Origin of the sequence: Thermopetrobacter sp. TC1 (assembly GCF_000746275.1) — a bacterium.
GTDB lineage: Bacteria > Pseudomonadota > Alphaproteobacteria > Rhizobiales > Aestuariivirgaceae > Thermopetrobacter.
Genome location: NZ_JQKX01000021.1, coordinates 80,879 through 106,815, shown reverse-complemented (window position 1 = coordinate 106,815; position 25,937 = coordinate 80,879). Strand labels below are relative to the sequence as shown.

The 25,937-nt window shown below is 62.1% G+C and carries 23 protein-coding genes and 1 riboswitch; of the genes, 10 read left to right on the top strand and 13 right to left on the bottom strand.

Annotated features, from left to right (window positions below; genetic code table 11):
- Window positions 1-6: 6 nt before the first annotated feature.
- From EK16_RS03365 to EK16_RS03355, 3 genes are read right to left on the bottom strand one after another with little or no spacing between them, the layout of a single operon-like run.
- On the bottom strand, window positions 7-621 hold the full coding sequence (locus tag EK16_RS03365; protein WP_038034706.1) for an anthranilate synthase component II: 615 nt from the start codon (window positions 619-621) through the stop codon (window positions 7-9).
- The gene (gene trpE / locus EK16_RS03360) at window positions 618-2,222 is read right to left on the bottom strand and encodes an anthranilate synthase component I (protein WP_081910213.1); all 1,605 of its coding nucleotides are present in this window, start codon (window positions 2,220-2,222) and stop codon (window positions 618-620) included. Before trpE ends, EK16_RS03365 begins: the two co-directional genes overlap by 4 nt.
- Window positions 2,189-4,081 carry a SurA N-terminal domain-containing protein gene (locus EK16_RS03355; protein WP_038034703.1) on the bottom strand — a complete coding sequence of 631 codons (1,893 nt, stop codon included), beginning with the start codon at window positions 4,079-4,081 and terminating at the stop codon, window positions 2,189-2,191. Before EK16_RS03355 ends, trpE begins: the two co-directional genes overlap by 34 nt.
- 409 nt (window positions 4,082-4,490) lie before the next feature.
- Here EK16_RS03355 and tpiA point away from each other — a divergent pair, with 409 nt between their 5' ends.
- A complete protein-coding gene (gene tpiA, locus EK16_RS03345; RefSeq protein ID WP_038034782.1) occupies window positions 4,491-5,255 on the top strand; it encodes a triose-phosphate isomerase in 765 nt (254 codons plus the stop codon).
- Window positions 5,256-5,601: 346 nt separating this feature from the next.
- Window positions 5,602-7,062: a hypothetical protein gene (locus EK16_RS03335; RefSeq protein ID WP_197059590.1), complete on the top strand. Its 1,461-nt coding sequence runs from the start codon at window positions 5,602-5,604 to the stop codon at window positions 7,060-7,062.
- 124 nt (window positions 7,063-7,186) lie between these two features.
- Here EK16_RS03335 and EK16_RS11365 read toward each other — a convergent pair whose 3' ends face one another.
- A complete protein-coding gene (locus EK16_RS11365) occupies window positions 7,187-7,744 on the bottom strand; it encodes a DUF805 domain-containing protein (protein ID WP_051928866.1) in 558 nt (185 codons plus the stop codon).
- A gap of 197 nt (window positions 7,745-7,941) precedes the next feature.
- Window positions 7,942-8,077, top strand: a riboswitch (TPP riboswitch).
- A 275-nt stretch (window positions 8,078-8,352) separates the two neighbouring features.
- Between EK16_RS11365 and EK16_RS03325 the strand changes: the two genes are divergently transcribed.
- Window positions 8,353-9,156 (top strand): sulfide-dependent adenosine diphosphate thiazole synthase, encoded by an 804-nt coding sequence (locus EK16_RS03325; protein WP_038034699.1) that lies wholly within the window; start codon window positions 8,353-8,355, stop codon window positions 9,154-9,156.
- A gap of 130 nt (window positions 9,157-9,286) precedes the next feature.
- On the opposite strand, the gene folE is transcribed toward EK16_RS03325, so the two are convergent.
- Window positions 9,287-9,928, bottom strand: coding sequence for a GTP cyclohydrolase I FolE (gene folE / locus EK16_RS03320; RefSeq protein WP_038034698.1), 642 nt, complete (start codon window positions 9,926-9,928; stop codon window positions 9,287-9,289).
- A 258-nt stretch (window positions 9,929-10,186) separates the two neighbouring features.
- Between folE and EK16_RS03315 the strand changes: the two genes are divergently transcribed.
- Together EK16_RS03315 and yidD are read left to right on the top strand one after the other, a co-directional pair.
- Complete coding sequence (locus tag EK16_RS03315) at window positions 10,187-10,630, top strand: iron-sulfur cluster assembly scaffold protein (RefSeq protein WP_197059589.1); 444 nt, start codon at window positions 10,187-10,189, stop codon at window positions 10,628-10,630.
- Between the two features lie 12 nt (window positions 10,631-10,642).
- Window positions 10,643-11,038, top strand: coding sequence for a membrane protein insertion efficiency factor YidD (gene yidD, locus EK16_RS12640; protein WP_051928864.1), 396 nt, complete (start codon window positions 10,643-10,645; stop codon window positions 11,036-11,038).
- Between the two features lie 88 nt (window positions 11,039-11,126).
- Here yidD and EK16_RS03305 read toward each other — a convergent pair whose 3' ends face one another.
- The gene (locus tag EK16_RS03305) at window positions 11,127-11,933 is read right to left on the bottom strand and encodes an outer membrane protein (RefSeq protein WP_038034697.1); all 807 of its coding nucleotides are present in this window, start codon (window positions 11,931-11,933) and stop codon (window positions 11,127-11,129) included.
- Window positions 11,934-12,451: 518 nt separating this feature from the next.
- Here EK16_RS03305 and thrS point away from each other — a divergent pair.
- Window positions 12,452-14,398, top strand: a complete 1,947-nt coding sequence (thrS, locus tag EK16_RS03300; RefSeq protein WP_038034696.1) for a threonine--tRNA ligase — start codon at window positions 12,452-12,454, stop codon at window positions 14,396-14,398.
- Window positions 14,399-14,412: 14 nt separating this feature from the next.
- A complete protein-coding gene (locus tag EK16_RS03295; protein ID WP_038034694.1) occupies window positions 14,413-14,652 on the top strand; it encodes a hypothetical protein in 240 nt (79 codons plus the stop codon).
- Window positions 14,653-15,774: 1,122 nt separating this feature from the next.
- Here the strand turns inward: EK16_RS03295 and EK16_RS03290 are convergent.
- The 6 genes from EK16_RS03290 to cobA all read right to left on the bottom strand — a co-directional run bounded on the left by EK16_RS03290 (window position 15,775) and on the right by cobA (window position 22,201).
- A complete protein-coding gene (locus tag EK16_RS03290; RefSeq protein ID WP_051928863.1) occupies window positions 15,775-16,524 on the bottom strand; it encodes a phosphorylase family protein in 750 nt (249 codons plus the stop codon).
- A 153-nt stretch (window positions 16,525-16,677) separates the two neighbouring features.
- Window positions 16,678-17,757 (bottom strand): adenosylcobinamide-phosphate synthase CbiB, encoded by a 1,080-nt coding sequence (cbiB, locus tag EK16_RS03285; RefSeq protein ID WP_231573586.1) that lies wholly within the window; start codon window positions 17,755-17,757, stop codon window positions 16,678-16,680.
- Window positions 17,758-17,759: 2 nt separating this feature from the next.
- A complete protein-coding gene (bluB, locus tag EK16_RS03280) occupies window positions 17,760-18,482 on the bottom strand; it encodes a 5,6-dimethylbenzimidazole synthase (RefSeq protein WP_051928862.1) in 723 nt (240 codons plus the stop codon).
- 2 nt (window positions 18,483-18,484) lie between these two features.
- The gene (locus EK16_RS03275; RefSeq protein ID WP_231573585.1) at window positions 18,485-19,993 is read right to left on the bottom strand and encodes a cobyric acid synthase; all 1,509 of its coding nucleotides are present in this window, start codon (window positions 19,991-19,993) and stop codon (window positions 18,485-18,487) included.
- A complete protein-coding gene (locus tag EK16_RS03270) occupies window positions 19,990-21,387 on the bottom strand; it encodes a cobyrinate a,c-diamide synthase (RefSeq protein WP_231573584.1) in 1,398 nt (465 codons plus the stop codon). Before EK16_RS03270 ends, EK16_RS03275 begins: the two co-directional genes overlap by 4 nt.
- A complete protein-coding gene (gene cobA, locus EK16_RS03265; protein WP_038034773.1) occupies window positions 21,380-22,201 on the bottom strand; it encodes a uroporphyrinogen-III C-methyltransferase in 822 nt (273 codons plus the stop codon). Before cobA ends, EK16_RS03270 begins: the two co-directional genes overlap by 8 nt.
- A 135-nt stretch (window positions 22,202-22,336) precedes the next feature.
- Between cobA and EK16_RS03260 the strand changes: the two genes are divergently transcribed.
- The 3 genes from EK16_RS03260 to EK16_RS03250 all read left to right on the top strand — a co-directional run bounded on the left by EK16_RS03260 (window position 22,337) and on the right by EK16_RS03250 (window position 24,652).
- Window positions 22,337-23,404 (top strand): cobalt-precorrin-5B (C(1))-methyltransferase, encoded by a 1,068-nt coding sequence (locus EK16_RS03260; RefSeq protein WP_369793075.1) that lies wholly within the window; start codon window positions 22,337-22,339, stop codon window positions 23,402-23,404.
- Window positions 23,394-24,242, top strand: coding sequence for a precorrin-6A/cobalt-precorrin-6A reductase (locus EK16_RS03255; protein ID WP_051928861.1), 849 nt, complete (start codon window positions 23,394-23,396; stop codon window positions 24,240-24,242). The genes EK16_RS03260 and EK16_RS03255 overlap by 11 nt, the downstream gene beginning before the upstream one ends.
- A gap of 92 nt (window positions 24,243-24,334) precedes the next feature.
- Window positions 24,335-24,652, top strand: coding sequence for a GlsB/YeaQ/YmgE family stress response membrane protein (locus EK16_RS03250; RefSeq protein WP_369793074.1), 318 nt, complete (start codon window positions 24,335-24,337; stop codon window positions 24,650-24,652).
- A gap of 48 nt (window positions 24,653-24,700) precedes the next feature.
- On the opposite strand, the gene EK16_RS03245 is transcribed toward EK16_RS03250, so the two are convergent.
- On the bottom strand, window positions 24,701-25,729 hold the full coding sequence (locus tag EK16_RS03245) for a hypothetical protein (RefSeq protein WP_038034692.1): 1,029 nt from the start codon (window positions 25,727-25,729) through the stop codon (window positions 24,701-24,703).
- Window positions 25,730-25,937: the final 208 nt, after the last annotated feature.

Sequence of the window (25,937 nt, the reverse complement as noted above, 5' to 3'; positions counted from 1 at the left end):
GTAGCCTTATGTTTCCGTGAGCACGCCGGCCTGGATAAGGAAGTTTTTCAGCAAGGCGTGGCCGTATTCTGTGGCGATGCTTTCGGGGTGGAACTGCACGCCGAAGATGGGCAGCTCGCGGTGTTGCAGGCCCATGATGAGGGCGCCCTTTTCCTTGGCCGTGCGGGCGGTAATCTCCAGCGCGGCGGGCAGGGTATCTTCTTCCACGATGAGGGAGTGATAGCGCGTGGCCGTAAACGGCTGCGGCAGACCGCGGAAAATGCCCTCGGCCATGTGATGAATGTTGTCCGTCTTGCCATGCATCAGCTCCGGCGCGCGGATGATGCGGCCGCCGAAGGCCTGGCCGATGCTCTGATGCCCCAGGCACACGCCCAGAAGCGGGATTTCGTGCTCGGCGGCGGCGCGCACGATATCGACGGAGATGCCCGCCTCGGCGGGCGTGCAGGGGCCGGGGGAGATGACGATGGCCTCTGGTTTCATCGCCAGCGCATCCGTCACCGTGATGGCGTCATTGCGGTGCACGGCGATGTCGAGTTCGCGGCCCATTTGCAGCCCCACCTCGCCAAGGTAGTGCAGCAGGTTGAAGGTGAAGCTGTCGTAATTGTCCAGCAGCAGGATCATGAGCCCTTCCTCCCGCCGGCGAAGCGCGCGGCCTCCTCGGCGGCACGGAACAGCGCGCGCGCCTTGTTCTCGCATTCCTTCTGCTCCAGCCGGGGCACGGAATCGGCGACGATCCCTGCGCCCGCCTGCACATACATGCGCCCGTCCTTGACGATGGCGGTGCGCAGCACGATGGCCGTGTCCATCTCCCCTGCGGCGGAGAAATAGCCCACGCAGCCGGCATAGATGCCGCGGCGGGAAAGCTCCAGCTCGTCGATGATCTCCATGGCCCGCACCTTGGGCGCACCGGAGACGGTGCCGGCGGGGAAACCGGCGATGAGCGCATCCAGCGCATCAGCATCCTTGCGCAGGCGGCCCTGAACATTGGAGACGATGTGCATCACCTGGCTGTAGCGCTCGATGACAAATTTTTCCGTCACCTCCACCGAGCCGATCTCGGCCACGCGGCCGACATCGTTGCGGCCCAGGTCCAGCAGCATCAGGTGCTCGGCCAGTTCCTTCGGGTCGGAGAGCAGCTCCTCCTCCAGCGCCTTGTCCTCTTGCGGTGTGCGGCCGCGGCGGCGGGTGCCGGCGATGGGGCGGATGGTCACCTTGCCGTCGCGCACGCGCACAAGGATCTCCGGGCTGGAGCCGGCGATGGCGAAGTCGCCATAGTCGAGATAATAGAGGTAGGGCGAGGGGTTGGTGCGCCTGAGCGCCCGGTAAAGGGCCAGCGGCGAGAGCGGAAAGTCGGCGGAGAAGCGCTGCGAGAGCACCACCTGGAAAATGTCGCCGGCGCGGATGTATTCCTTGGCCCGCTCCACCATCTGCATGTAGCGCTCCGGCGGGGTGTTGGAGACCGGCTCGGGCAGGGTGATGTCCTCCGTTGTTTCCTGCAGCAGGGCCGGGTCGATGGGGCCGGAGAGCTTGGCGATAATCTCCTTCAGCCGCTCTTGCGCCCGCGTGTAGGCCTCATCGGCGGAGAGGCCGGGCTGCGGCCACACAGGCGTGACAAGAAGCATTTCATCCGCCACCGAATCGAAAATGACCATGACCGTGGGGCGGATCATCAGCGCTTCGGGCAGGCCCAGCTCGTCCGGGTTCTCATCCGGCAGGCGCTCCATGAAACGCACCATGTCATAGCCCATGTAGCCGAAGATGCCGGCGGCCATGGGCGGCAGGCCGGCGGGCAGGTCAATGCGGCTTTCCTCGAGCAACGCCCTTAAGGATTCAAGCGGCGGGCGCGCATCCTCCTCGAAGGGGCCGGTGACATCTTCAAGCGCGCGGCGGTTCAGATACGCCCTGCCGCCTTCCACCTTCCACACCACGTCCGGGTTCAGCCCGATGAGCGAGTAGCGCCCGCGCACCGCCCCGCCTTCCACCGATTCCAGCAGGAAGATGTGCTGCGCGCCGGGCTTGAGCTTCAACAGGGCGGAGACAGGCGTTTCCAGATCGGCCACCAGGCGCGTGGCCAGCACCTGGGGCTTGCCGGCCTCCCAGGTCTGGCGAAAGGCTGCAAAATCCGTATCCAACGCCGTCACCGCCGCACTCCCGTCATCAAGCGCATGCTTTCGGATCCCGCGAGGCCTCACTGCGCCTGCGTGCCCATGATGCGCGCCCATTGCTCATTGTTGAGGTGCATGCCGAAGAGCTTCTGCAACGCGGCGATGAACTCGCCCTGCGTATCCTCGATGAGCGAGCTGCTCAGCACGCTGGTGATGGCCTTTGCCTCGTTGGACTTGGAATCCAGCGGCGGCACCGCCAGCGGAATGGCCCGGATGACAAGCGCGGATGCGCCATCGGCGCCGGGCGCGGTGAAAATGCCCTTTTCCGGGCCGGAGAAGACCGCGCGTGTGGCCGCCACGGGGAAATCCGCGCGGGCATCGTTGCGCTTCAGACCGGTGATGGTGCGCACTTCAGCGCCCACCTCCCTGGCCAGATTGGCAAGATCCTCGCCCTTGCGCGCCCGTTCCGCCAGGGCTTTCGCCTTTTTCATCACCGCCTTGCGCAGCTGTTCCTTCTTCCACAGGGCGGCGACCTTATCCTTCACCTTCTCGAAGGGTTTCACGCTGGCCGGGCGAATGTCACGCACATCGAACCAGACAAAGCCGTCATCGTCAGTGGCGATCACGTCATTGTCCACGCCGATGTCGCTGGCGAAGGCCTCCTTCAGCAGCCGCGCCGCCGCCGGCAGATTGACCGGCTTGTCCTGCTCATTCGTGCCGGCAGCGGAGACGAAGGGCGTGATCACGATCTTTAGCCCCAGCTCCTTGGCGATATCATCCAGCGACTGGCCGGAAGCGCGCCTGTCCTCGATCTGGTCATGAATCTCATAGGCTTTGTCCTTGGCCTTCTCCAGTTTCAGGCGCTTCTCGATCTCATTGCGCGCTTCCTCAAAGGTCTTGATGTGCCCGGGAACGATATCGGTCACCCGCACCAGCGAGATGGAAAGCGTGCCTTTCAGCGGCTGGCTGACCGCGCCTTTCTTGAGGGAGAAAACGGCATCGGCGATTTTCGGATCGGGGAAGGTCTTTTTCGTGAAGGTGCCAAGCTTCACATCCTTCAGCTTGAAACCCTTTTCCTTGACCAGATCCTCCCAGGTTGCCTTGCCGTCCTCCAGCTTCTTGCGCGCCGCCCTGGCCTCATCCTCGCTGGCGTAGGCGATCTGCTCCACCGTGCGCGTTTCGGGCGCGCCGAATTCTTCCTTGTGCCGGTTGTAAAAGTCGCGGATGTCCTCTTCCGGCACGCTCACCTTCTCAAGAAGGTCCTTCGGCAAAACGGCAAGGACCGCCAGCTTGCGCCGCTCGGGCACGGCGAACTGATCCTTGTGGGATTCATAATAGGCCTTCAGCTGCTTCTCCGTGGGTTCGGGCACGGTGATCCCTTCCGGCCGCACGATGAAATACTGCACGTCACGCGCCGCATTGCGGTGTTCGTGCATGACCTTCACCATGCTCTGCGGCGCGGCAAGACCGTCGATGACCGGATCCATCAGGGCCGCGCGCAGGATGCCGCGCTTTTCTTCTGCCACGAATTGCTGCTCGCTCAAGCCTGCCCGCGCCAGCATGGTGCGGAACAGGGCGGGATCAAAGCGTCCATTCGGGCCCTTGAAGATGTCCAGTTTCTTGATGCGCTCGGCCACGAAGGTGTCCGACACATCCAGCTTCAGGCGCTGCATCTCCTGATCGAGCGCGGCGTTCTGCAGCAATTGGCGCAGCACCTGGCGGTCAAGCCCCAGCGTGCGCGCCTCATCGGGTGTTAACGGCTTGTTCAGCTGCTGGGAGAGGCGGTTGAGCGCGTTGCGGAAAGCCTCCTGATACTGAGGCACGGTGATTTCCGTATCGCCGACCGTGGCCAGCACGTCGTTGCGTGTTCCTCTGAACACGTCGGAAATGCCCCAGACGGCGAAGCTGAGGGCCAGCACGCCGATGAAGATCTTGGCAATGATGCCGCCGGTCTTGCTGCGCAGCGCTTCAAGCATGCCCTTAAAAACCTTGTCTGAATGGTTGCATCCTTTGCGCGGGCTTGGGGAGAAAAGCGGATTTCTCATGCGGTAAAGAGCGAAACCGCATGCCGCCCCTTTCGCGCTTTGCGGCGCATCATATGGGCGGGGCCAAATCGGCGCAAGAGATCAGCATCATGCCGCTTAAAAGCCCGGGGCAGGGGGCAAAGGCGAAGGAAAGGTGTCCGGCAATGCTTGCCGGATGCAGGCGCGTCATGTGGGCGCAAGATTTTCACAGCCCCTTCAAACATGCGCAAGGGCCGTGATAAGAACCCGCAGGGATCGTGCTTTCGTCGAGGGCGCGCTGCATGGCTTTTTGGCAAAGGGCGGCCTGGCGGCGAAAGCTAAGGAGTTTTCAGACATCATCCATGACGAGGAGGGGATTTGTATGACCACAACCAATTTTCCGCCGCTGGTGGCCGGCAACTGGAAGATGAATGGCACGCTCGCTTCCCTGGCCGAGGTGGATGCGCTGAAGGAGAAGCTTGCAGGCGTGAATCCTGCCTGTGACGTGATGATCTGTCCGCCCTTCACCCTGCTGTTTCCCATGGGCGAGCGGCTGAATGATTCGTCCATCGCCATGGGCGCGCAGGACTGTCACTGGGAGGAAAAGGGCGCGCACACCGGCGATATCGCCGCGGAGATGATCGCCGAGACCGGGGCCACGGCCGTGATCGTCGGGCATTCCGAACGCCGCACCGATCATCACGAGACCGACGAGATCGTGCAGAAGAAGGCGGCAGCCGCGCATCGCGCCGGGCTGATCGCCATCATCTGCATCGGTGAGACCATTGATGAGCGCAAGGCCGGCAGGACGCTGGATGTGCTCTCCACCCAGATCGCCGGCTCCCTGCCCGAAGGCTGCAATGCCGCGAACACCATCATTGCCTATGAGCCGGTCTGGGCCATTGGCACGGGGCTTACGCCCACGCCGGAAGAAGTGGCCGAGGCCCATGCCCACATCCGCAAGGAACTGGCGGCCAAGGTGAGCGGCGAAGAGGAGGCCGCGCGCGTGCGCATTCTTTATGGCGGCTCGGTAAAGCCCAACAACGCCAAGGAGCTGATGGCGGTGGAGAATGTCAACGGCGCGCTCGTCGGCGGCGCCTCGCTGAAGGCGGATGACTTCTTCGGCATCATCAGCGCCTATCTGTGAACGGCCTGTCAAGCCGTCTGTTTATCGGCTGTAATGCGCCAGACCAGCCGCACGCACCTGTTTTGAAAATCACTGCTGAAAGCGCTGAAAGCGCCGGGGCTTTTCAGCACTGAAAAAATGTGCCGGAGCGGGAGGAAATCCCGTTCCGGCATTTTGTTGTGCCGTTCCGTGTGGCCTTGCTTGAAGGGATATTCCTGAATTCCCATGTTTGTTTGTGAAAGAGGCGCGTAAGTGCAATTCTGATCATGGAGAGCGCGCCATGATCCTTCCGCGTTCCTATATGCGTCCGTTCCTTTTGACAGGAAGAGGAACGACCATCCTCCTCCTCCTCCTCTTCGTCATGATCATGGGTAGTGTGGCGCAGGCCGCAGAGGTCCGCTTGCAATGGACGAGCCTTGCCGGCAATGGCGCGCGCGTTTCTGCCTATACGGAGAATTCCGCAACGTTTCTCTTGCCCGGGCAGGAGCGCAATCCATCCCAAAAGTCTGAGGAGGAGGCTTTTGCCTATCTGCTGTCACAGTCCGTTGCGCTCCCCGCGGACTGGTCGGTGATCCGCTTGAGCGGGCGGTGGTGGCTCGATCCCGGGGAGGATCCGGATGCCGCCGATCTGCACATGGCCATCGGCGTTTTCGGCCGCTATCCGGCCCTGCCACATGGCCTTGAAGGTCATGGCACGCATCTGCGGCGGTTTCTGCAGATTGCGCATTCCGCGGTGGCGATGGGGCCGGTCATCGCTGAGGCAGGAGACGGGCGCATAAGGAGACAGAAGGCGCAAGTTCTCTTAACGGCGCCCATGGCTCCGCGGCCTTTCATCCTCGAGGTGCGACGCAGCGGCCGGCATACGGTCTCGTGGATTTTACATGAAAGAGTGGATGGCCAGTGGAAAGCCGTCGCGCGCGGCAAGGGCCTGCGGCTGTTCTCTCGTGCGGGCAAGAAGACCATCATCATCCGCATCGGTGCCTGGGGCGCTTCAGCCGGTGCGACGGCGCGCAAGGCATTTTTCGACCGGCTCAAGCTGCGTGTTCTCACCGCTTCTGTCACACACGAGCGGCCGCGCACAAGAAAGCAACGCCTCGCAAGGCCGCAACACGTCATCGAAGGCGGGGCCGGGGTCGTGCGCATGTCAGAAAACTTGCGCGTCTGCCTGAAATACATCGCCTTGCCGCCGAGGGCGACCAATGCCGCCGTAGTGCCTGTGGGACCGGGCATGTCCATTCGCAATACGGGACCGTATGGTGTTCAGAACTTCATCGTGCGCATGCGAGAAGATGCCCTGAAGAACTGGTTTCTTCGTCATCCCCCTGAAGGCCATGGCTGGATTGTGGAGATCAAGGACGGACGCATCATCTGGTGGCGGGGTAATACATATATCAACATCCAGTACAGCAGGACGGGGGTAACCAATTATTCCTCCTTCCTCCTCTATTGCGAGGAAGGGGAATGGCGGCCCTGTCGGCCGCGTTTTCTCCGCGCTCTGCCGGTTGAGGTCAATGAGCTTTTGCCTGCGCAGGTGATGGAGCTGGGGCTGAATGTCAATCTCGATTGGCTGCGCAGGCTCACAGGCCTCGGGAAAGAAAAAATTCCGATCGTCGGATATTTCCGGGTGAAGATGAACGTGAAAGGGCTGACCGCCTATTTGACCGGCCACACAACCGCAGGCATCGTGCCGCTTCGTAAGGGAGAGGGCGAGGGCCTGTCCTTCCGGTGGAAGACGGAGGATGACAAAAAACTGGACACGTTGCACCTGATGAGACTGCCGAATGGAGAAACCCTGGCCATCGCGGCCTGCTGGGTTCCGTTGCAGTGAACGCCTGCGCCAAATGGCGTTTTTGTGCAATGTGTTTTTACCCGTTTGTGTCAGGGGGGCTTAGGGCGGCGGATTTTTCAGCGTTCTCCTGGGCACTGAAAAGAGGCATAGGCTGGACGAAAGCCTATGATGTCGCCTCTTTTTCGGAGGGCTCGTCGTTTTCCTTCTCGTCAGAGAGAGCATGTGCATCGGCCGCGCAATCGGCGGGCTGATCACCATAGCGTTCGGCCTTCTTTCCGGATGGCAGCAGTCCGATGACAATGGCCAGCAGCAGGGCAATGGATGGCATGAACGACCACAGGCCTTGTGCTCCGCCATTCATGGAAAAGCTGAAATGGGGCCAGATGCCAAAACCCGCGGTCAAGCGCCCATCAGCGCTTGCATATTCGAAGGAGAGTGCCAGAAGGATCAGAACCCAGATCCCCGAAAGGCCGATGTCGTGAAGGCGCCGGACGATGAGAGCAATGGTGGCGATATTCAGGAGAACGACCACAACAATGCTCAGAGCGAAATAATCCGGAAAGAGCAACATGGAGAAGGCGAGATCGAATATCATGGCCGCGATGAAGGCGAGCAAACTGCCCAGCACATAAGACCAGAATTCCTTGCGGCTGGCGCGGCCGGAATAGTCATCCCAGGCATTCAAGGCATGCAAGAAGCAGTTGAAGATGGATTTCAGCATGATTGGCTATTCTTGGTTTGAAAAAGACGTGAGGCAACCGCAGGTTATATGCATTGCGACAACCAATCAATAGCATATGCGCTTAAAAGTAGAAAATTGCACATGATATCCACACGTGCACAATCTGGCCTTTGTCGATTTTTCCAGGCGTGATTATCATCACGCACGCCGAGAGCGAAACCAGACATCGCTTTCGTGCATGGCGCCAGGGGTGCCGGCGCGCGTGAAGCCTCGCAAGGCGGAGCCTTTGCGCGCAATGGCTGAGAGGGGCAACCCAACCCTTGGAACCTGATCCGGGTAATGCCGGCGAAGGAAGCGCGCCAGATGCACTGTCTGATCACGCCGCGGTGAGCAGGACATGCAACTTTCACCGCGGCAGGGCAGGGGGTACAGGCGGCAGGTCATGGGCCTGATGCCAATCCATGACCAAAGCCGCTGAGCGTATCAGTTATCAAGGTCATTCCCCCGCTCCCCGTTTTCATGTCCCGCGTGCATCCCGCCTTCTTCAGGTTCCCCGAGGCGCCATTTGAGCACCCCGTCCGCCGTCTGACTGCGGCGGGCGGGCAAATGGCAACGTGCAGCGAGGAGGAACCAGAACCATGAACGTCATGGGCCCCATTTTCCCGAACATGCCGGAAAACCGCATCAGCCGGGCCATCATCCGCCGTTTTGCCGCCGACATGGAGCAGGCATTGTGCGCCGATGTCTTCATCATTGGCGCCGGCCCTGCCGGCCTCACGGCCGGACGCAAGCTGACGGAAGCGGGCAAGCGCGTGTTCATCATCGAGCGCAACAACTACCTCGGCGGCGGCTACTGGCTGGGCGGTTATTTCATGAACACCATTACCGTGCGCGTTCCGGCCCAGCGTATTTTCGACGAGATCGGCGTGGAATACGAGCAGGTGGATGATGGCCTCTATGCCACGCCGGGGCCCCTGGCCTGCGCTTCCACCATCGCCGCAGCCGCCCGCGCCGGGGTGAAGTTCCTCCAGCTCACCCATCTCGACGACCTCATCGTGGACGCGGAGGAAGGCCGGGTGAAGGGCGTGGTCATCAACTGGTCGCCGGTTAAGGGCCTGCCCAAGGCCATCACTTGCGTCGATCCCATCGCCATTGAGTGTGACGCGGTCATTGACGCCACCGGGCACGATGCCGTGGCTGTCTCGAAGCTGGCGAAACGCAGGCTTATGGAGGTGAAGGGCATGGGCGCCATGCATGTCTCGGCATCCGAGGATGCGGTGGTAAAGCACACCGGCGAGGTGTATCCGGGCCTGTTCGCCGCCGGCATGGCGGTAGCGGAGGTGCATGGCCTGCCACGCATGGGCCCCACCTTCGGCGGCATGCTGCTGTCCGGCGAGCGCGTTGCCGAACTGGTGCTGGAAAAGCAGGCAGCATTGGCGCCGGCGGAGTGAGCCCGCTACCAGCACACATGATTTGAAACGGGCTGCGCCCCGCCAAGGGAAGCGCGGCCCGTTTTTCGTTGGTTGCGAAAAATGGAAGTAAAGTGCGCCGAAAGAGAATGGCCGTGCGGTGCTTGGGCGCTTAGAGCGCAAAGGGTTCGGACGGGGTGCGCACCAGTTCCAGGAAGCGCACCTGCAGCGACGGATCCTCGCGAAAAGCCCCGAGGAATTCCGTGGTCACGGTGGCCACGTTGCGCTTCTCCACCCCGCGCAGGGACATGCACATGTGCACCGCCTCGATATAGACGGCGACGCCGCGCGGCTTGAGCTGTTCGTTGATGGCATGCGCAATCTGCGCCGTCATCGTCTCCTGTGTCTGCAGGCGCTTGGCGAAGATGTCCAGAACCCGCGCCAGCTTGGAAATGCCCACAACCCGGTCATCGGGCAGATAGGCGATATGACAGCGCCCGATGAAGGGCACCATGTGATGCTCGCAATGGGAGGCGAACTCGATGTCGCGCAGCATGACGATGTCGTCATAGCCGCCGACGTCCTCAAAGGTGCGGGAAAGCGCCTGGCGCGGATCCTCGTCATAACCGGCGAAAAATTCCCGAAAGGCCTTGATCACCCGCTTGGGCGTGTCCTTCAGGCCCTCACGGTCGGGATCGTCGCCGGCCCAGGCGATCAGCGTCCGCACCGCCGCCATGGCCTCCTCTTCGCTCGGGCGCTGAATATCCGGGCCCTTGCCGATGTTCGGAATCGTGGTTTTGGCCTTCTTGTTCATCAGTCCTTCTCGTCATGAAAGAAAGGCCGCGCAGTCCCGCCCCGGGGCCCGCAAGGAACAGCGGCGAAAAGGCAAGCGAGCCATTTTCGCGATCCTTGTAGCACGTATCAGGACGGGCAACGCCAAGACCGTTCTGGTTTCCCCTGCTCGCAATGTGTGCGCCTTCTGTAGAAGGCGGAGGGCCGCCCGGTCAAGAGCCCGCTCTGCCGCATTGTGGCCGGATGGCGAAAATGCCCGTCTGCCGCTATGATCATGCCCATGACCATGAAGCTTGAGGATCTTTACACACCGGACATCCTGGCCCTGACCACGGATATTCGCCATCTCGGGCGTCTGCCACAGGCTGACGCCACCGCCCGCATGCGCGCGCGCCTGTGCGGTTCGCGCATTCATGTCATGCTCGCAGTGAAAGATGGCCGGATCATAAATTTCGCCCAGGAGCTTGCCGCCTGTGCCCTGGCCCAGGCTTCCGCCGCCATTCTCTCCCATCATGTCATTGGCACGGAAGCCAGAACGATGTTCGCCGTGCATGATGCCTTCGAGAACATGATCAGAAATAACGGCCCCGCGCCTGAGGGTATATGGTCGGCGCTTGAGATCCTGCGCCCGGTGCATCACGTGCCGGAGCGGCACGAATCCGTGCTCTTGCCCTTTCGCGCCGTCTGCCGCGCACTGAAGGAGGCAGGTTATGCCCCGGAATGAGATGAGGCGGCCATGAGCGAGCTGAACCAGGGCGGGAAAAAGGCGCCCGGGCAAAAGACCGTTTCCATCCGCACGGGCCCTGTGGCCATCATCCTTCTTGCCCTCATTCGGTTCTATCAGCTGACGCTGTCCGCCTTCATCGGGCGGCACTGCCGGCATTTGCCCACCTGTTCGGATTACGCTATGCAGGCCATCCGCATGCATGGCGCCTGGGCCGGGTTCTGGCTGGGGTTTTTCCGCGTCATGCGCTGTCATCCCCTCGGGACCCACGGCTTCGATCCGGTGCCGGAAGAAGGTGTTGCCCGCTTTGATCCGGCCTTCTGGCGCTATGCCCGCCATGGCCGATGTGTCCGGAGGGCAGGGGCGTCATCCTGTTCGAGAGAAGAGACGAAAGCCGAAAAAGAATGACCGGCCCGCAGGGAGGAACGGGCCGGTCCTTGACAGGGAGAGGGAGGGAGGAAGGAGCTCTCTGTCAAATCTCCTTGGGGAAGCGAACTCACCACTGGGAAATCGGGAAGTTCCAGGTCAGCCCCACGCGGAAGGTGTGGAACTGCTCCATCTTCTTGTGCACGTCCACCGCGATATCGCAGTCCGTGCAGTAACGGCCGTAGGTTTTCTTCTTGAACGAAGAGAACAGATACTCGGCACGCACGTGGAAATTCTCCAGGAAGGCATGCTCGACACCGCCGCCGATGACATAGCCCGGATGGGTCTTGGCGAACTTCGAGCCGGTGTTCACATCCTTCAGCTCACCGCGCAGCCAGGCTGGACCACCGGTGACGTAAAACAGCGTCTTCTCCGTGGAAAGCAGGCCGGCACGCAGGCGCAGCGAGGTCATCCACTTGATGGTGTAACGGTCGCGCTGATGCAGCAGATTGTTGTTGTTGTCGTACATCGGTACGACGTGATCGCCGGTGCGACCGCCCCAGACCCAGTCGCCTTCCAGGCCGATGAGGAAGTTGTCGGCGATCTGATAGTTGAAACCGCCAACGAAACCGCCGGCAAAGCCACAGCCATTCATGTCATGATGCTGAACGGCATTGGGACTGGAATTGCGCTCGCCGGGATCGTACTGACCGTTGCCGTTCCCGTCGGTATAGCCGTAAGGATAGTAGTCGCTCTTCGTCTCCATGCAGACGCCGCCGAGCACACCGCCGACGTAGGGACCGGTCCAGTCGGTCATCGACGGGCGAATCTCCGGCGCCGGGGGAGGCGGCGGAGCCAGATCCGCGGCCCGGGCGGAATTCAGGCCCGCGACGATGGCAATGGCCGCCAGGCTGATCGAGGAAATACGCTTGTACATCGCTTTCATCCTGACCTGTTTTGTTGAACCCTGGCGGCATTTATAGGCTTGTTAAGGTTAATGATTGGTTGCTGAACGCAAAAATTGCAGAAAATATCATAATAATACATAAATTAACCTTATGATAACTTTGTGTTTACTTGCGGTTAATATTTTCGGAAAGTCCGGCTGAAAAATCGAGACCTGGCAATGCACGTCCATCCCGGCAATGCATTCAAACCAATTCAGGGAAACCGAATGTGAAGCGGAGGGTGGAGCGGAGAATGAAAATGAACATGTGCCATGCAGTGATTTCTTGTTTGGAAGTCCGAAAAGAGAAGGGCCATTGCAGCCTCTTCCCCCAAGGCCCTCATCTTCTTCCCTTGACCTGAGCCGGTAACGGGGGCAAAACGCCAGCGCCGGGCATGCCTTTTTCGCCTTGGCAATTTGTATGCCCCGTTTGCATCCCTCATCCGAGAGGGCCGATAACGACGCTTACCTGCGCTCGTGTGCAGAGACTGAGCTGGAGTTCTTGCATCATGATCACCCTGACGTTCCCCGATGGCGCCACCCGGACCTATGAAGAGGGCATTACCGGGCAGGCCGTTGCCGAAAGCATCTCCAAGTCCCTGGCCAAGAAGGCGCTGGCCATAGAGATTGACGGTGAGCTGAAGGACCTGTCCGACCCCATCACCCGGGACGCCAGGGTGCGTATCATCACCCGCGATGATCCGGAAGGGCTGGAGCTGATCCGGCATGACGCCGCGCACGTGATGGCCCAGGCGGTGCAGGAGCTCTATCCCGGCACGCAGGTTACCATCGGCCCCACCATCGAAAACGGCTTTTATTACGACTTCCACCGCAACGAGCCCTTTACGCCGGAAGACCTACCCAAGATCGAGAAGAAGATGCGCGAGATCGTTGCGCGCAATCTGCCCTTCCGCAAGGAGGTGTGGCCGCGCGAAAAGGCGATCGAGGTTTTTCGCGACAAGGGTGAGCATTTCAAGGTGGAGCTCATCGAATCCCTGCCCGAGAATGAGGAAATCCGTATCTACTGGCAGGGGGATGAATGGTTCGACCTCTGCCGCGGCCCGCACATGCCCTCCACCGGCAAGATCGGCGATGCCTTCAAGCTGATGAAGGTGGCCGGCGCCTACTGGCGCGGTGATCCCAACCGGCCCATGCTCACGCGCATCTATGGCACCGCCTGGGCCGACAAGAAGCAGCTCAACGCCTATCTCAAGCGGCTGGAGGAGGCCGAAAGGCGCGATCATCGCCGTCTGGGCCGGGAGATGGACCTGTTTCACTTCCAGGAGGAGGCGCCCGGCTCCGTTTTCTGGCATCCCAAGGGCTGGACCATCTTTCAGGAGCTGGTGAACTACCTGCGCCGGGTGCAGCGTCGTGCCGGCTATGTGGAGGTGAACTCCCCGGACATGATGGACCGGGCGCTGTGGGAGCAGTCCGGTCACTGGGAGAAGTTCCGGGAGAACATGTTCATCACCGAAACCGAGGACGGCCGCATTTTCGCCTGCAAGCCCATGAACTGCCCGGGGCATGTGCAGATCTTCAAGCACGGCCTGAAAAGCTATCGTGATCTGCCCATTCGCATGGCGGAATTCGGCAAGGTGCACCGCTATGAGCCCTCCGGCGCCCTGCATGGTCTGATGCGCGTGCGCTCCTTTACGCAGGATGATGCACACATCTTCTGCACCCATGAGCAAATCAAGCAGGAGTGCGTGCGCCTGCATGAGCTGATCCTGAACATTTACAAGGACTTTGGCTTTGAGGATGTGCGCATCAAGTTCTCCGACCGCCCGGAGAAACGCGTGGGCTCCGATGAGGTGTGGGATGCGGCGGAGAAGGCGCTGAAAGAAGCGGTGGAAGAAGCCGGCGGTGAATACACGCTCAACCCGGGCGAGGGCGCCTTCTATGGTCCGAAACTGGAATATGTCCTGCGTGATGCCATCGGGCGCGACTGGCAGTGCGGCACCGTGCAGCTGGACTTCAACCTGCCCGGCCGCTTCGGCGCTTTTTACATCGGCGCCGATGGCGAGAAGCACACGCCGGTGATGATTCACCGCGCCATGTTCGGTTCGCTGGAGCGCTTCATCGGTATTCTGCTGGAGCATTACGCCGGGCATCTGCCGCTGTGGCTGGCGCCGGTGCAGGTGGTGGTGGCCACCATCATATCTGACGCCGATGATTATGCCAGAGAGGTGGTTGCGCGCCTGAAGGCGGCAGGCTTGCGGGTTGAGGCCGATTTGCGCAACGAGAAGATCAATTACAAGGTGCGTGAGCATTCCCTGGCCAAAGTGCCGGTGATCCTCGTCGTCGGCAAGCGCGAGGTGGAGGAGGGCACGGTCAACGAGCGCCGCCTCGGCTCCAAGGCCCAGCGCACGCTGAAACTGGAGGAAGCTGTTGCCGCGCTGGCGGAGGAGGCCACCCCGCCGGATATCCGCCGCGAGCGCGAGAGCGCGGCCACCTGAGAGCCTGCGGCGCCATGCCTGAGGATGAAACGGACAGGCTGCTGCAACGGATCGATGCGCGGCTGGCCGAAGTGCGCGCCTTGGAGGAGGTCGGCCGTCATGAGAAGGCGCGCGATAGCCTGTTCGCATTCGTGCTTTATGGCTTTTTCAAGGGTGTTGTGAGCGCAATCGCCTTCACCATCGGCCTCATCCTGCTGACGCTGATCATATTGCTGTGCTGCCCGTTCGTCCTCACCCGCTGGCTCCCGGGGTGATTTGCGGCCTGCGTCATTTAGACCGCAAAATACCAAGTTGCACAAAGGCTGACCGGCGAAATCGCCCACACTGCACAACACCCCGTTGCCGTTTTCTCGTCACCCCGTAGATCAGCCCATTGGTGCCCAAGAAAATTCAGGAAGTGTGCTGTTGCCGTCTAATCGACCGAGGAAAAAACTTTCCATACGTTGGGCGCTAGTTGTTTAACTCATTGATAGACAAAAAGAAAACGTCATTGCCGGACTTGTTCCGGCAATCCAGGGTCAGGCATGAGGCGTTTTTGGTGGGCGATGGCGCCCGCCAGCATGTTTGATTTGTGTCGTATGGACATAAAATGCCAGAACGGGATTTTATCCCGTTCCGGAACGTTTTGGCGGGGTATGTTACCCCGCCTGCCATGCCTTAGGCGGGGTTGGAACCCCCGCCGAAAGGTTCCGGAAGGATGTACAACATCCTTCCGGCGATAAGCCTCTAACCTGGAAAAACCGTTCCTGACTGCCATCACCGCATGTGTAAACCGCCCCTAGATACCCGGGACAAGCCCGGGTATGACATTTTCCTATGGTTTTTCAATGAATTAAACAAACACCTGTTGTCAGAAGCTCAATTGGTCCCGGTGCAGCGGGCTGCAGGCAGAAAGAGCGCATGATCCTAACCTCCCCCTGATAGGGGGAGGTCGGCGCGAAGCGCCGGGAGGGGGTCGGGCCGCAAGCGCAGCGCTACGTCGCCCGATCCCCTCCCCGCCCTCCCCCTACCAGGGGGAGGGGGAAAGTGGTGCTTCGTGTATGGAAAGAAATATCAAGGGCAACTGAGTTGATGACGTAAGTAGTTGATATTCAATACAAAAATAATAACCTCCCAACTTTGGGCAAGGGGGAAAGAATGCTTTGATAAAGGCATCTGCGTAGCATGTGATGAATCACGCTTTTCATGGCGAAAACCATTCGCAAAGCACAGAGTAATCTAATTGAACAATGGTGGGCTGATCTACGGGGTGACGGGGAAGATAGGGGCCTTAAATTGTGTGATGTGGTGTGGCATGATTGCATGTCATAATTAAGAACCATTTGAAATTGTTGGGTTTTTAAACATAAATCATTTGTGTGAATGCCGTGGGTTGTTCAGTGCCGCTCGTGTTCGTCGCGGGGTTGGGGCAGGCGGGTATCGTCCGGAGTGTCGATGCGGCCATGCTGGGGCATGGCCAGGGAGGCGCCCGCCAGCTCCAGCGCGAGAAGCAGGCTTGCGCGCGCCTTTTTGGCGTGGCCGGCAAGCTCTTTCAAGGCCTTGATCTGACGCGGCTGGCGCCAGAGGGCCTTCAGGAGCCTGAAGGGGCGCAGACGCCCGTCCTTGTCCACGGCCATGAGAGCGGCGGTGGGCAGGGGAAATTCCGCCGGATCGACCACGGCACGCAATGCAATGAAGGGAAGCCGCGCCCGCCGCGCCACCGCGGCGATGGCCGCACTTTCCATATCCGCCGCGATGGCCTGCATGCGGGCCCAGGCGGCGGCCTTGTCCAGATAGCTCAGCAGGGGCTGTTTCACCGCCGCCAGCGGCGCATCGGAACAGGCGACATGACCGGCCAGCCGCCCCAGCAACCGCTCGCGCCAGAGCAGGTCAGTGGCGATCTCACCGCCGCCATCGGCCACGATGCGCGCCGGCACCACGAGAAGACCGGGCCGCGCCTCCGCCGCCAGACCGGCCGCATAGCCGAAACTGACCAGGCCGGACACCCCGGCGCGCACCAGCTCCTCCGCCGCTTCCCGCGCCCGCTTCGGGCCCATGCCGCGGCAGAGCACGCGCGCGCGCTTGGCAACGCGGGCGATGCGCGCCTCCGTCTGCAATCCGGTTACGATGCCGGCCTGCGCTTCCATCACAGATTGTGTCCGTTGTTTCAGGCCATGCGGCTCACATGCAGGCATCTCTCATGCCGCCCCGCAAGGGGAGCGCCATTGGATGCTATCAGTTTATCCCATGCCAGCGCGGGCGGATCAAGCGGGGCCGGTGCAACGAAACGGCGCGTTTCCTCAGCGCGGCAGAAAGATCCAGACAACCAGGCCGATGATGAGCGTGACTGTCAGCATGCGGCCATAGAGGGACAAGGCGCGTTCGATGTCTTCCGTGATCAGGGTGCTGCGGCCGTCACCGAGATGGGGAAAGGAAACGACCCGCCCCTGATAGCTTCGCGGGCCGCCCAGCGCGATATCGAGCGCGCCGGCCATGGCCGCTTCCGGCCAGCCGGCATTGGGCGAGACGTGCTTGCGCGCATCCCGCCAGGCCACATGCAGGGCGCGCGCGCCTGCCCGCGGCGAAAACAGGGCTGCCGCCGCCACATAGAGCAGGGCGGTCAGCCGCGCCGGCAGGAAATTGGCAAGATCATCGAGCCGCGCCGCCGCCCAGCCGAAATCGCGATAGCGGTCGCTCAAATGACCGATCATGCTGTCGGCGGTGTTGATCACCTTGTAGATGACAATCCCCGGCAGCCCGAACAAGGCAAGCCAGAAGGCCGGCGCAATCACGCCATCGGAGGTATTTTCCGCCAGGCTCTCCACCGCGGCGCGGACGATGCCGCTTTCATCCATTTCGGCCGTATCACGCCCGACGATGCGCGAGACCTGTCGCCTGGCCTCATCCAGTGAATCGGTCATGCGGGCCGCCTGCAGGGCAGTGAGAACATCGTGCACATGCTCCCGCAATGACTTCTGGGCAAGAAAGGGCGCGGCCAGAAGCGCTTCCGCAATTCCGGCATAATCCGCAAGGGCCTTGCGCAGGCTGAGCGAAAGAATGAGCGCCAGCCCGCCCCAGAAGAGGATGACGAAGGCCATGGTGAAAACCCCGGCCAGACGGCGAAAAAGGCGCCCGCGCTGGGGCGTGTTCAGGCGTGCATCCCAGTCCGCGATCATGCGGCCGAACCAGACGACCGGATGGGTTAGACGTGCCTGGATCCACGCCGGCCAGCCCACGATCCGCTCCACCGCCAGCGCCAGCAGGGCAAGCCCAAGCGTCTTTTCCACCGGCAGGGCCATGAGCGCCTGCACCAGATCAGCCAGCAGGTCCTTGAGCGCCTGCCAGAGATGAAGGACTATGGCGAAGAGATCATCCGTCATCTTCAACCGGATCGCCCCTTATCTTGAGCCTTTTGTGGCGGATGATGCAGCCAGACCGCATCAAGCGGCAGGCGCCGCTCCCAGCCGGCCCGTTCAAGCTCCGGCGTGCTGTTTGGCGCAACCGCCGGCCAGCCGATGCACAGCCAGGCGATGAAACGCCAGCTTTCCGGCGCGCTCAATGCCGCTTTCACATCTTCCGGGTAGAGAATGGAGACCCAGCCCAGCCCAATGCCATGGGCGCGCAGGGCCAGCCACAGGGTGTGAATGGCGCAGACCACGGAATAACGCCGGGTTTCCGGCATGGTCCGTGCGCCAAGGCCGTGGCCGATGTCCGTTTCCTCATCACAGAACACGGCCATCTGCACCGGCGCCTCGCGCAGGCCCTCCAGCTTCAGACGGGCATAAAGGCCGCGGCGGCTTTCTTCCGTGGCCGCCAGCGCCTCGGCATTGGCGCGGGAAAAGGAGTCAATGACGCGCGCCATGACCTGAGCGTCCTGCACCTGCACGAAGCGCCAGGGCTGGGAATAGCCCACCGAGGGCGCACGATGGGCAAGGCGCATGCAGCTTTCAAGCACCTCTTGAGGCACCGGATCGGGCCGGAAGGCGCGAATGTCGCGGCGATAGCGCACAAGCCGGGCGAAAGCCTCTCGGAAGGCATCGTCGAAAAGCGCTGCTCCATCCGCTTCCCCGGATGAAAGGGCCGTTGGGCTTTTGTGATCATGCATGCTCATGCCGCAGGCTTTCGGGCGAGGGAGATGAGGGTTTCGATATCAAGATGCTCTTTCAGGGCAGCGGCAAGGGTATTGAGCGCTTCATCCACCCGTTCCTCAAAACCGGAGGCAAAGGATCTGGCGCCAAGCCGGGAGAGGAAGGCGCGCCTGAAGGCATCGGACGTGAAGGCGCCGTGCAGATAGGTGCCCATGATGCGGCCATCTGCGGAAACGGCCCCGTCCGGCTCGCCGGTGTTCAGATGGGCGAAGGGCCGGGCGCAGTCCGCCCCCGTGCTCCGTCCCAAGTGGATTTCATAGGCTAGGATCGGTGTGCCCGTTGCCGCATGAGTGGCTTCAACCCGGCGTGTGGTCTTCTCCTGCGAAAGCACGGTGTGCACCGCCAGAAGCCCAAGCCCTGCGCTTTCTCCGGGCGGCCCTTCCAGACCATGGGGATCGTGGATTGTCTCACCGAGCATCTGATAGCCTCCGCAGACGCCAAGCACATATCCGCCGCGGCGCACATGGGCGAGGATGTCGATATCCCAGCCCTGTTCGCGCAAGAAGGCGAGATCGGCACGCACGGCCTTGCTGCCGGGAATGAATACGAGATCGGTATCCCCGGGCAATGCGTCTCCTGGCTGAAGGATGCGCACATCAACATCCGGCTCGCTCAAGAGCGGATCAAGATCGTCGAAATTGGCGATGCGCTGAAGCCGCGGCACGGCGATGCGCACCGTTTTGCCCGGGCCCGCTTGGCCTGTTTCGTCGGACGCTTCTGATTTTGCAGATCCGGCAGGGTCGAGCGCCAGCGCATCCTCCGCCGGCAGAAGGCGTGCGGCCTTCACATGCGGCAGAATGCCGAGGCAGGGGCGCTGCATGTGCCGCTCCAGAAAGCTGCGCCCTTCGGAAAACAGATCAGGATCGCCATGGAAATTATTGATGATGAAGGCCTTTATGAGATCGGCATCCGCAGGAGGCAAAACGGCAAGCGTGCCGATGAGAGTGGCGATGACACCGCCGCGATGAATATCGGCGACGAGCACGACGGGAATGTCAAATGAGCGGGCAAAGCCCATGTTGGCGATATCGCCTTTGCGCAGGTTGATTTCCGCAGGCGAGCCGGCACCTTCCACAATGACGAGATCGTGCGCGTCAACCAGGCGCAGGAAGCTTTCGCACACCTTTGGCAGGAAATCCTGCCGTCTCCTGAAATAGGCGCGGGCGGAGAGCGTTTCCCTTTTTCGCCCCTGCACGATCACCTGTGCGCCGCGCTCACTTTCGGGCTTGAGCAGGATGGGGTTCATGTCGGCCACGGGTTCGATGCGTGCCGCCCGTGCCTGCAGGGCCTGGGCGCGGCCGATTTCGCCGCCGTCTGCGGTCACGGCTGCGTTGTTGGACATGTTCTGCGGCTTGAACGGCGCAACCTTCAGCCCGGCATCGGCAAAGAGACGGCACAATCCGGCGCAGATGAGGCTCTTGCCCACATTGGAGCCCGTGCCTTGGATCATGATGACGCGCGCGGTCATGGCCGCTTCCCTTCAGGCTCGGCTTTGCCTGACGTTTCAGGTGTTTCTTCAGCGCCTTCTATATCAGCATGGCGGGTGATCACATGCAGGAAAGAGCCGCACACCCGCCCGTTGACCAGCCCCATGGGCTGAAGGTCCGCCCCGCGGCTGTCGCGCACATTGGCAAACAAGGGCGGTGCGGCTTTGGCATCCGTGATCGTGGCATAATGGAATTCATGACCACGCAAGGGCCCATGCCAGGGCAGGGGGGCACTTTCGGCAAGCGTGAAGGCGCGATAGCCCAGATGCAGCTGCCGCCTGGCAAAACTGCTGGTAAAGGGCAGAAGGCCGCACATGGCATGGCCTTTACCGTCGGCATCGATTATGGCCTCACCCAGCACCATGAACCCGCCACACTCGCCATAAATCAGGGCCCCGCGCGCGGCTGCCGTCTTCAGCCCGGCCTTGAAGCGATCCGCCGATGCTAGGGCTTTTGCATGCAGCTCAGGATAGCCGCCGGGCAGAAACACGGCGTCACAATCGGCATCCGGCGCCTCATCGGCCAGCGGCGAGAAGGGGCGGATTTCCGCCCCCTGTTCGTGCCAGTCCTGCAACAGATGCGCGTAAGCAAAGCCAAAGGCGGCATCATCAGCCACGGCAATGCGCTGGCCCAAGGGCGCAAGCCGCCAGAATTCGCCGTCATCGCACGAGTGGATGCGCTTTGCCGCCGGCCCGAGCGGCCGGGTGAGATTGGCCAGCCGGCACAGGGAAACCTGGGCCCCGATATCTTCCGCCGCCTGATTGAGAAACTTCTGCAAGTGCTCATGCTCGCGCGCCTGCACAAGCCCCAGATGCCGCGCCGGCAGGGCAAGATCCGCATGCACGCCAATCGCGCCGACCACAGGCCGCCCTGTTGCCGTTTCGATGGCCTCAGCCAGCATCTCGGCATGCGCGGGCGATGCCGTGCGGTTCAGGATGAAACCGGCCACGGGCACATCCTTGCGAAACGCGGTCAAGCCCCTGGCCACGGCGGCAAGCGTGGGGCCCTGACGCCTGGCATCGAGCACGATCACCACCGGCAGGTCGAACGCGGCGGCAAGATCGGCCGTGGCGCCCCCGCCGCCGGCAGCCCCGTCAAAGAGGCCCATGACCCCTTCGATCAGCACAAGCTCCGCGCTTTCATCCAGCGCACGCAGGCGCTGAACCAGCTCCGCCTTCGACATGGCCCAGGGATCGAGCGTGATGCAGGGCTTTCCGGTGGCCGCGGCATGAAAGGCCGGATCGATATAGTCCGGTCCCACCTTGGCCGCAGCCACCTCAACGCCGCGGGCGCGCATGCGGGCAAGCAGGGCAAGGGTGATCAGCGTCTTGCCCGAGCCGGTGCCTGCCGCCGCGATGATCAGCCCTTCAGCCAAGGGGAAGCTCCTTTGCCTGTTGCGTGAACCAGTCCAGAAGCGCGCGGTGCCGGCCGGCCTCGCCAATGACGACAAGTGCGGGGCGGGCAATGTCGGTCATGGCAAGGCGGGCATGCGCGATCTCTGCAAGCGTCATTTCCCGCACCTGCTGATCGGGCAGGGTCAGGCGCGAAAGGATGAGCACGGGCGTCTCTCCCTTACGTCCGGCCGCGATGAGGGCTTTTGCAATGCGGGCAAGCGGACGCAAGCCCATATAAAGCACGATCACCTCGCCGGCGCGCGCGATGGCCTGCCAGTCCGCCGGGGGCAGTTCGCCGCGCTTATCATGTCCGGTCAGGAACAGCACCGAGCTGTTGATGTCTTTTGCCGTGACCGGCACGCCGGCATAGGCAAGGCCGCCTATGCCGGCGGCAATGCCGGGCACGATGCGAAAGGGAATGCCCGCCTTGGCCAAAGCCAGCGCCTCTTCCACCCCGCGGCCGAACAGATAGGGATCGCCGCCTTTCAGCCGCAGAACGCGCCGTTTTTTCCGCGCAAGATCAATGAGCAGGGCGGTGATTTCCTCTTGTGGCACCGATGCGGCATCGCCCCCGCGCTTGCCCGCGGCGATGCGCTCTGTCTCCTGAGGCGCCAGATCAAGCACGGCAGCGGAGACCAGCGCATCATGCACGATCACATCCGCCTGCTGCAGGGCATGATAGGCCAGAAGCGTCAGCAGCCCCGGCGCGCCGGGTCCGGCACCGGTCAGCCAGACCTCACCTTCGCGAAACGGCGGAAAGGGCAGGGTATCAAGCCTGGCAAAGCCGCGCGCCATGCCCGCGCCGCCTTCTGCCGGGAGTAAGTCGCTGGGCGTGTCTGTGGGATGGGTTTTCGGCATGTGAAGGATTGTCCGCTCTCGCCATTTGCCCGTGGCCGGCCTTGTAATATGCTCACGGGCATGGAGCAAGCCGTGCGAAAACGCTTACGGACGGGATACACCACCGGCGCCTGCGCCACCGCGGCGGCGCGCGCGGCCTTTTTCGCGCTGCGGCACGGGCGTTTTCCCGATCCGGTGACCATCACGCTGCCCGGGGGCGAACAGCCTGCCTTTCCGCTCGTCCTCAAGGCGCATGAGCCCGGCATGGCCCGCGCCGGTGTGATCAAGGATGCCGGCGATGATCCCGACATCACCCATGGCGCCCTGATCATCGCCGAAGTGCGCCCCGCCAGAGCCGGGCAGGGCATCCGTTTTCATGCGGGCGAGGGCGTGGGCATCGTCACCTTGCCCGGCCTGCCGGTGCCGGTGGGGGAGCCGGCCATCAACCCCGGGCCGCGGCTGATGATCCGCGAGGCGCTCACACAGGACAACGACGGCTGCGAACCCGATCTTGACGTGATCCTCTCCATTCCCGGCGGCGAAAAACTGGCACAGCGCACCATGAACCCGCGGCTGGGCATTGTCGGGGGCCTGTCCATTCTCGGCACCACCGGCATCGTGCGGCCCTATTCCTGCGCCGCCTGGATCGCCAGCATCCGCGAAAGCGTTGATGTCGCCCGCGCACTCAAGCTGGCGCATATCGCCGGCTGCACGGGGCGCACCTCGGAAAGGGCGGTGCAGGCCCATTATGGCTTGAGCGATCAGGCGCTCATCGACATGGGCGATTTCGTTGGCGGCCTGCTGAAATATCTGCGCCATCATCCCGTGCCGCGTCTGACCATCGCCGGCGGGCCCGGCAAGCTGGCCAAGCTGGGGCAGGGCGCGCTCAATCTCCATTCCAGGCGCACGCGGCTGAACCGTGCCGCGCTTGCTGAGGCCGCGGCCAAAGCGGGGGCCGATGCGCAAGTGTGCACCATCATTCATGAGGCGCCAACGGTTGCCGCCATGGTGAAGGCGCTTGAAGGATCGGCCTTTGATCTTTCCGCCCTGATTGCCAAATCTGCCTTGAAAACTGTGCGCGCCGTTCTCGGCGATGCGCCGGTACGGGCCGATGTGCTCGTCATTTCGGCCAGGGGTGAGGTGCTGGCCCATGCCGAATGACGCCATTTCTGAACAGCCCCGGTATTCGGAACCGGAGGAGGGCAGAAGCGCGCATATTGCTGAAAGAAAAGGGCTGAAGGGCGAGGTTTTTAGGCCCGTGCTCGTTCTGGGCGGCAGCGAAGGCGCGCGAGATATTTGCGCCATGCTGGCGCAGCACAACATTCCGGTGATCTATTCCCTCGCCGGCGTGACCGAACGGCCGCGCCTGCCCGCTGGCGATATTGCCGTGCGCATCGGCGGCTTTGGGGGAACAAGCGGCCTTAAGCGCTATCTGTCCGAACATGCCGTTGCCGCGGTGATCGATGCCACCCATCCCTTTGCCACAGGCATGCAGGCCAGGGTCGCTAAAGCCTGTGCTGATCTTTCCCTGCCCATCGCCCGGCTGCATCGCCTCCCCTGGCGGCCCAAACGGGGCGATCGCTGGATTGAGGTTGCGCACATTGGTGCGGCGGCGAAAGCCTTGCCGAAATCCGCGCGTGTGTTCGCCGCCCTTGGCGCGAGGGGCTTGCGCGATCTTGTGGCGCGGGGCGATCTTCATCTTACCGCCCGCATGCTCACCCGGCCGGACTGGCCGTTGCCGCCGCGCTGGCGCATCCTGCTCTCAGGGCCAAGAAAAACCGTGGCGGAAGAGGCGGCTCTCCTTTCATCCCTGCGCGCGGAATGGCTCATCTGTCGCAATGCCGGGGGGCAGGCCGGGCGATATCGCCTGAAAGCTGCGCGCCTGCTCAACCTGCCGGTGGTCATGATCAGGCAGCCGCCGCCCGTGGTAGATGTGCCCCGCTTTTTTCACGTACCGGCGCTGCTTGCCTGGGTCCTGCGACGGATCGGGCAGGGCTGATGCGTCACGGGAAAGAACAGCCAGATGAGTGGCACATGGATCATGGATGAATCCTCTAAATCATCACCGACCGGCAAGGAAAGGAGAGGGCTATGGGAGAAATGGCAGGCGGCATGGGCGGTATGGGTGGCATGCATGCCAGCCTTGGCTTTCAGGGCGTGGGGTTTTTCATGGCCATCATCATCGGCGCCCTGGCCGGGTTCATCGCTGAAAAGATCACGCAATCGGATCACGGCCTTGTCACCAACATCCTGCTGGGCATTGCCGGCGCGGTATTCATGAAATTCGCTCTTGGCCTGCTCGGGATCAGGCTGATGTTCGCCGGCTGGTTCATCGGCAACCTGCTCACGGCCACCGCCGGTGCTGTCATCCTCATCCTTTTATGGCGCGCCGTGAAAGGCGAGGGATGATGACCCCGCACGCATCTGTTGTCTGATGATGTTGCAGGCGCACCTGTATCAGGCGGTCTCATCTTCCGCCGACACCGCATTCATGTGCGGAATGTCCAGCTCCTTGGACGAGCTTTTGCGGGAGATCACGATGCGCGGGGTTGTGCGTTTGCTTCGTTTGTTCCGGCTGTCTTCCGTAACAGCCTCTTCGGCCGAGGCGGGGGTGATGAAAATGGTCAGGCGTCCTTCGCCCTTTTCGGAGGCGGTGCGGGTTTCGGCGCCTTTCTCCTCTGTCTGCGCCTCATGTGCGGGTGCGGGCTGAATTGTCGCCTCTAAGGCCGGGTGAGGGGGCTCGACCATGTCCGTTTCCGCATCCGGCGCCATTGAGGAGGCGGCGTTTTCGGACGCGATCATCGCTTTCGCCATGAGCGTGAGCGGCTCTTTCTCATCTGCCGCATCCGGCTCAGAGGTGGAAGTATCGGCAACGGCTGCGGGAGCGGAAGGCTGTTTACCATCACTATCTGAATCCGCCTTGCCCTCATCCTCGCCGTCTTCGGCAAAGAGGCTTTCATGCGCGGCGAACCATTGCAGGGCATCCTCCGGCATGGGCGGTTCCGCCATAGCGACGGGATGCGGCGCGCCGCAGAGCACGGCCACGTCATCCAGCCCGCGGGCGAGGATCTCCGTCTTGCGCGCCAGATCATCAAGCTGCGCGGCGATCTCCTTCAGCGCCGCACCATTTTCCGAGACATCATCTCCTTCCTGCACAAGCGTGGACAGCCGCGCCGCAAGTGCGCGCTGTTCCGCCGCCATGGCCCGCACCGCTTCCGGCAGGGCAGGGGGCAGGCTGCCCGGGCGCGCATGCATGGTGGCAGAGGCGGCGGCGAAGGCGGCCATGATCCTGGGCGCCAGCTGCTGGTTCAGCTCCATGGCGCGTTCCAGCCGCTTAAGCGCGGAAAGCAGGCGCCGCGTTTCCTCGGCCTGATGCCGGCGCAGAAACTCGGCCAGAAACCATCGCCCACGCGGCGTTTCCATCACCGCCTGCTCGATGGCCTCATAATCCTCGTGGATGTCGAGCGAGCCTTCCTTCCGCTTCATGATCCGTGCATCTCCACCCTTGGCAGGCAGGCGCCTGTTTCTTTGTTGCGAAAAGTCCTTATGCGGCTCCGAACAGGATCCGAAGCGCTGGACTTTTGTGGCTGATCGCTGTTCAACGTCCGCCGACAAGTATCGGCGGCAATGGTTAGCGAATCGTTGTCGCAAGCAGACTGGCGCGGGGATATAACGGGGCAGAGGCGAAAAAGGG

What these genes read in the sequence shown, in the direction of transcription:
- trpE (WP_081910213.1), bottom strand. Translation starts at nt 2,222, where the DNA reads ATGGGCGCGCATCATGGGCACGCAGGCGCAGTGAGGCCTCGCGGGATC.
- EK16_RS03315 (WP_197059589.1), top strand. Translation starts at nt 10,187, where the DNA reads ATGACCATGAAGCTTGAGGATCTTTACACACCGGACATCCTGGCCCTG.
- thrS (WP_038034696.1), top strand. Translation starts at nt 12,452, where the DNA reads ATGATCACCCTGACGTTCCCCGATGGCGCCACCCGGACCTATGAAGAG.
- folE (WP_038034698.1), bottom strand. Translation starts at nt 9,928, where the DNA reads ATGAACAAGAAGGCCAAAACCACGATTCCGAACATCGGCAAGGGCCCG.
- cbiB (WP_231573586.1), bottom strand. Translation starts at nt 17,757, where the DNA reads ATGACGGATGATCTCTTCGCCATAGTCCTTCATCTCTGGCAGGCGCTC.
- EK16_RS11365 (WP_051928866.1), bottom strand. Translation starts at nt 7,744, where the DNA reads ATGCTGAAATCCATCTTCAACTGCTTCTTGCATGCCTTGAATGCCTGG.
- yidD (WP_051928864.1), top strand. Translation starts at nt 10,643, where the DNA reads ATGAGCGAGCTGAACCAGGGCGGGAAAAAGGCGCCCGGGCAAAAGACC.
- EK16_RS03290 (WP_051928863.1), bottom strand. Translation starts at nt 16,524, where the DNA reads ATGGAAGCGCAGGCCGGCATCGTAACCGGATTGCAGACGGAGGCGCGC.
- EK16_RS03305 (WP_038034697.1), bottom strand. Translation starts at nt 11,933, where the DNA reads ATGTACAAGCGTATTTCCTCGATCAGCCTGGCGGCCATTGCCATCGTC.
- tpiA (WP_038034782.1), top strand. Translation starts at nt 4,491, where the DNA reads ATGACCACAACCAATTTTCCGCCGCTGGTGGCCGGCAACTGGAAGATG.
- EK16_RS03365 (WP_038034706.1), bottom strand. Translation starts at nt 621, where the DNA reads ATGATCCTGCTGCTGGACAATTACGACAGCTTCACCTTCAACCTGCTG.
- EK16_RS03325 (WP_038034699.1), top strand. Translation starts at nt 8,353, where the DNA reads ATGGGCCCCATTTTCCCGAACATGCCGGAAAACCGCATCAGCCGGGCC.
- EK16_RS03335 (WP_197059590.1), top strand. Translation starts at nt 5,602, where the DNA reads ATGGGTAGTGTGGCGCAGGCCGCAGAGGTCCGCTTGCAATGGACGAGC.
- cobA (WP_038034773.1), bottom strand. Translation starts at nt 22,201, where the DNA reads ATGGCGCGCGGCTTTGCCAGGCTTGATACCCTGCCCTTTCCGCCGTTT.
- EK16_RS03295 (WP_038034694.1), top strand. Translation starts at nt 14,413, where the DNA reads ATGCCTGAGGATGAAACGGACAGGCTGCTGCAACGGATCGATGCGCGG.
- EK16_RS03355 (WP_038034703.1), bottom strand. Translation starts at nt 4,081, where the DNA reads ATGCTTGAAGCGCTGCGCAGCAAGACCGGCGGCATCATTGCCAAGATC.
- EK16_RS03250 (WP_369793074.1), top strand. Translation starts at nt 24,335, where the DNA reads ATGGGAGAAATGGCAGGCGGCATGGGCGGTATGGGTGGCATGCATGCC.
- EK16_RS03275 (WP_231573585.1), bottom strand. Translation starts at nt 19,993, where the DNA reads ATGACCGCGCGCGTCATCATGATCCAAGGCACGGGCTCCAATGTGGGC.
- bluB (WP_051928862.1), bottom strand. Translation starts at nt 18,482, where the DNA reads ATGCATGATCACAAAAGCCCAACGGCCCTTTCATCCGGGGAAGCGGAT.
- EK16_RS03255 (WP_051928861.1), top strand. Translation starts at nt 23,394, where the DNA reads ATGCCGAATGACGCCATTTCTGAACAGCCCCGGTATTCGGAACCGGAG.
- EK16_RS03245 (WP_038034692.1), bottom strand. Translation starts at nt 25,729, where the DNA reads ATGAAGCGGAAGGAAGGCTCGCTCGACATCCACGAGGATTATGAGGCC.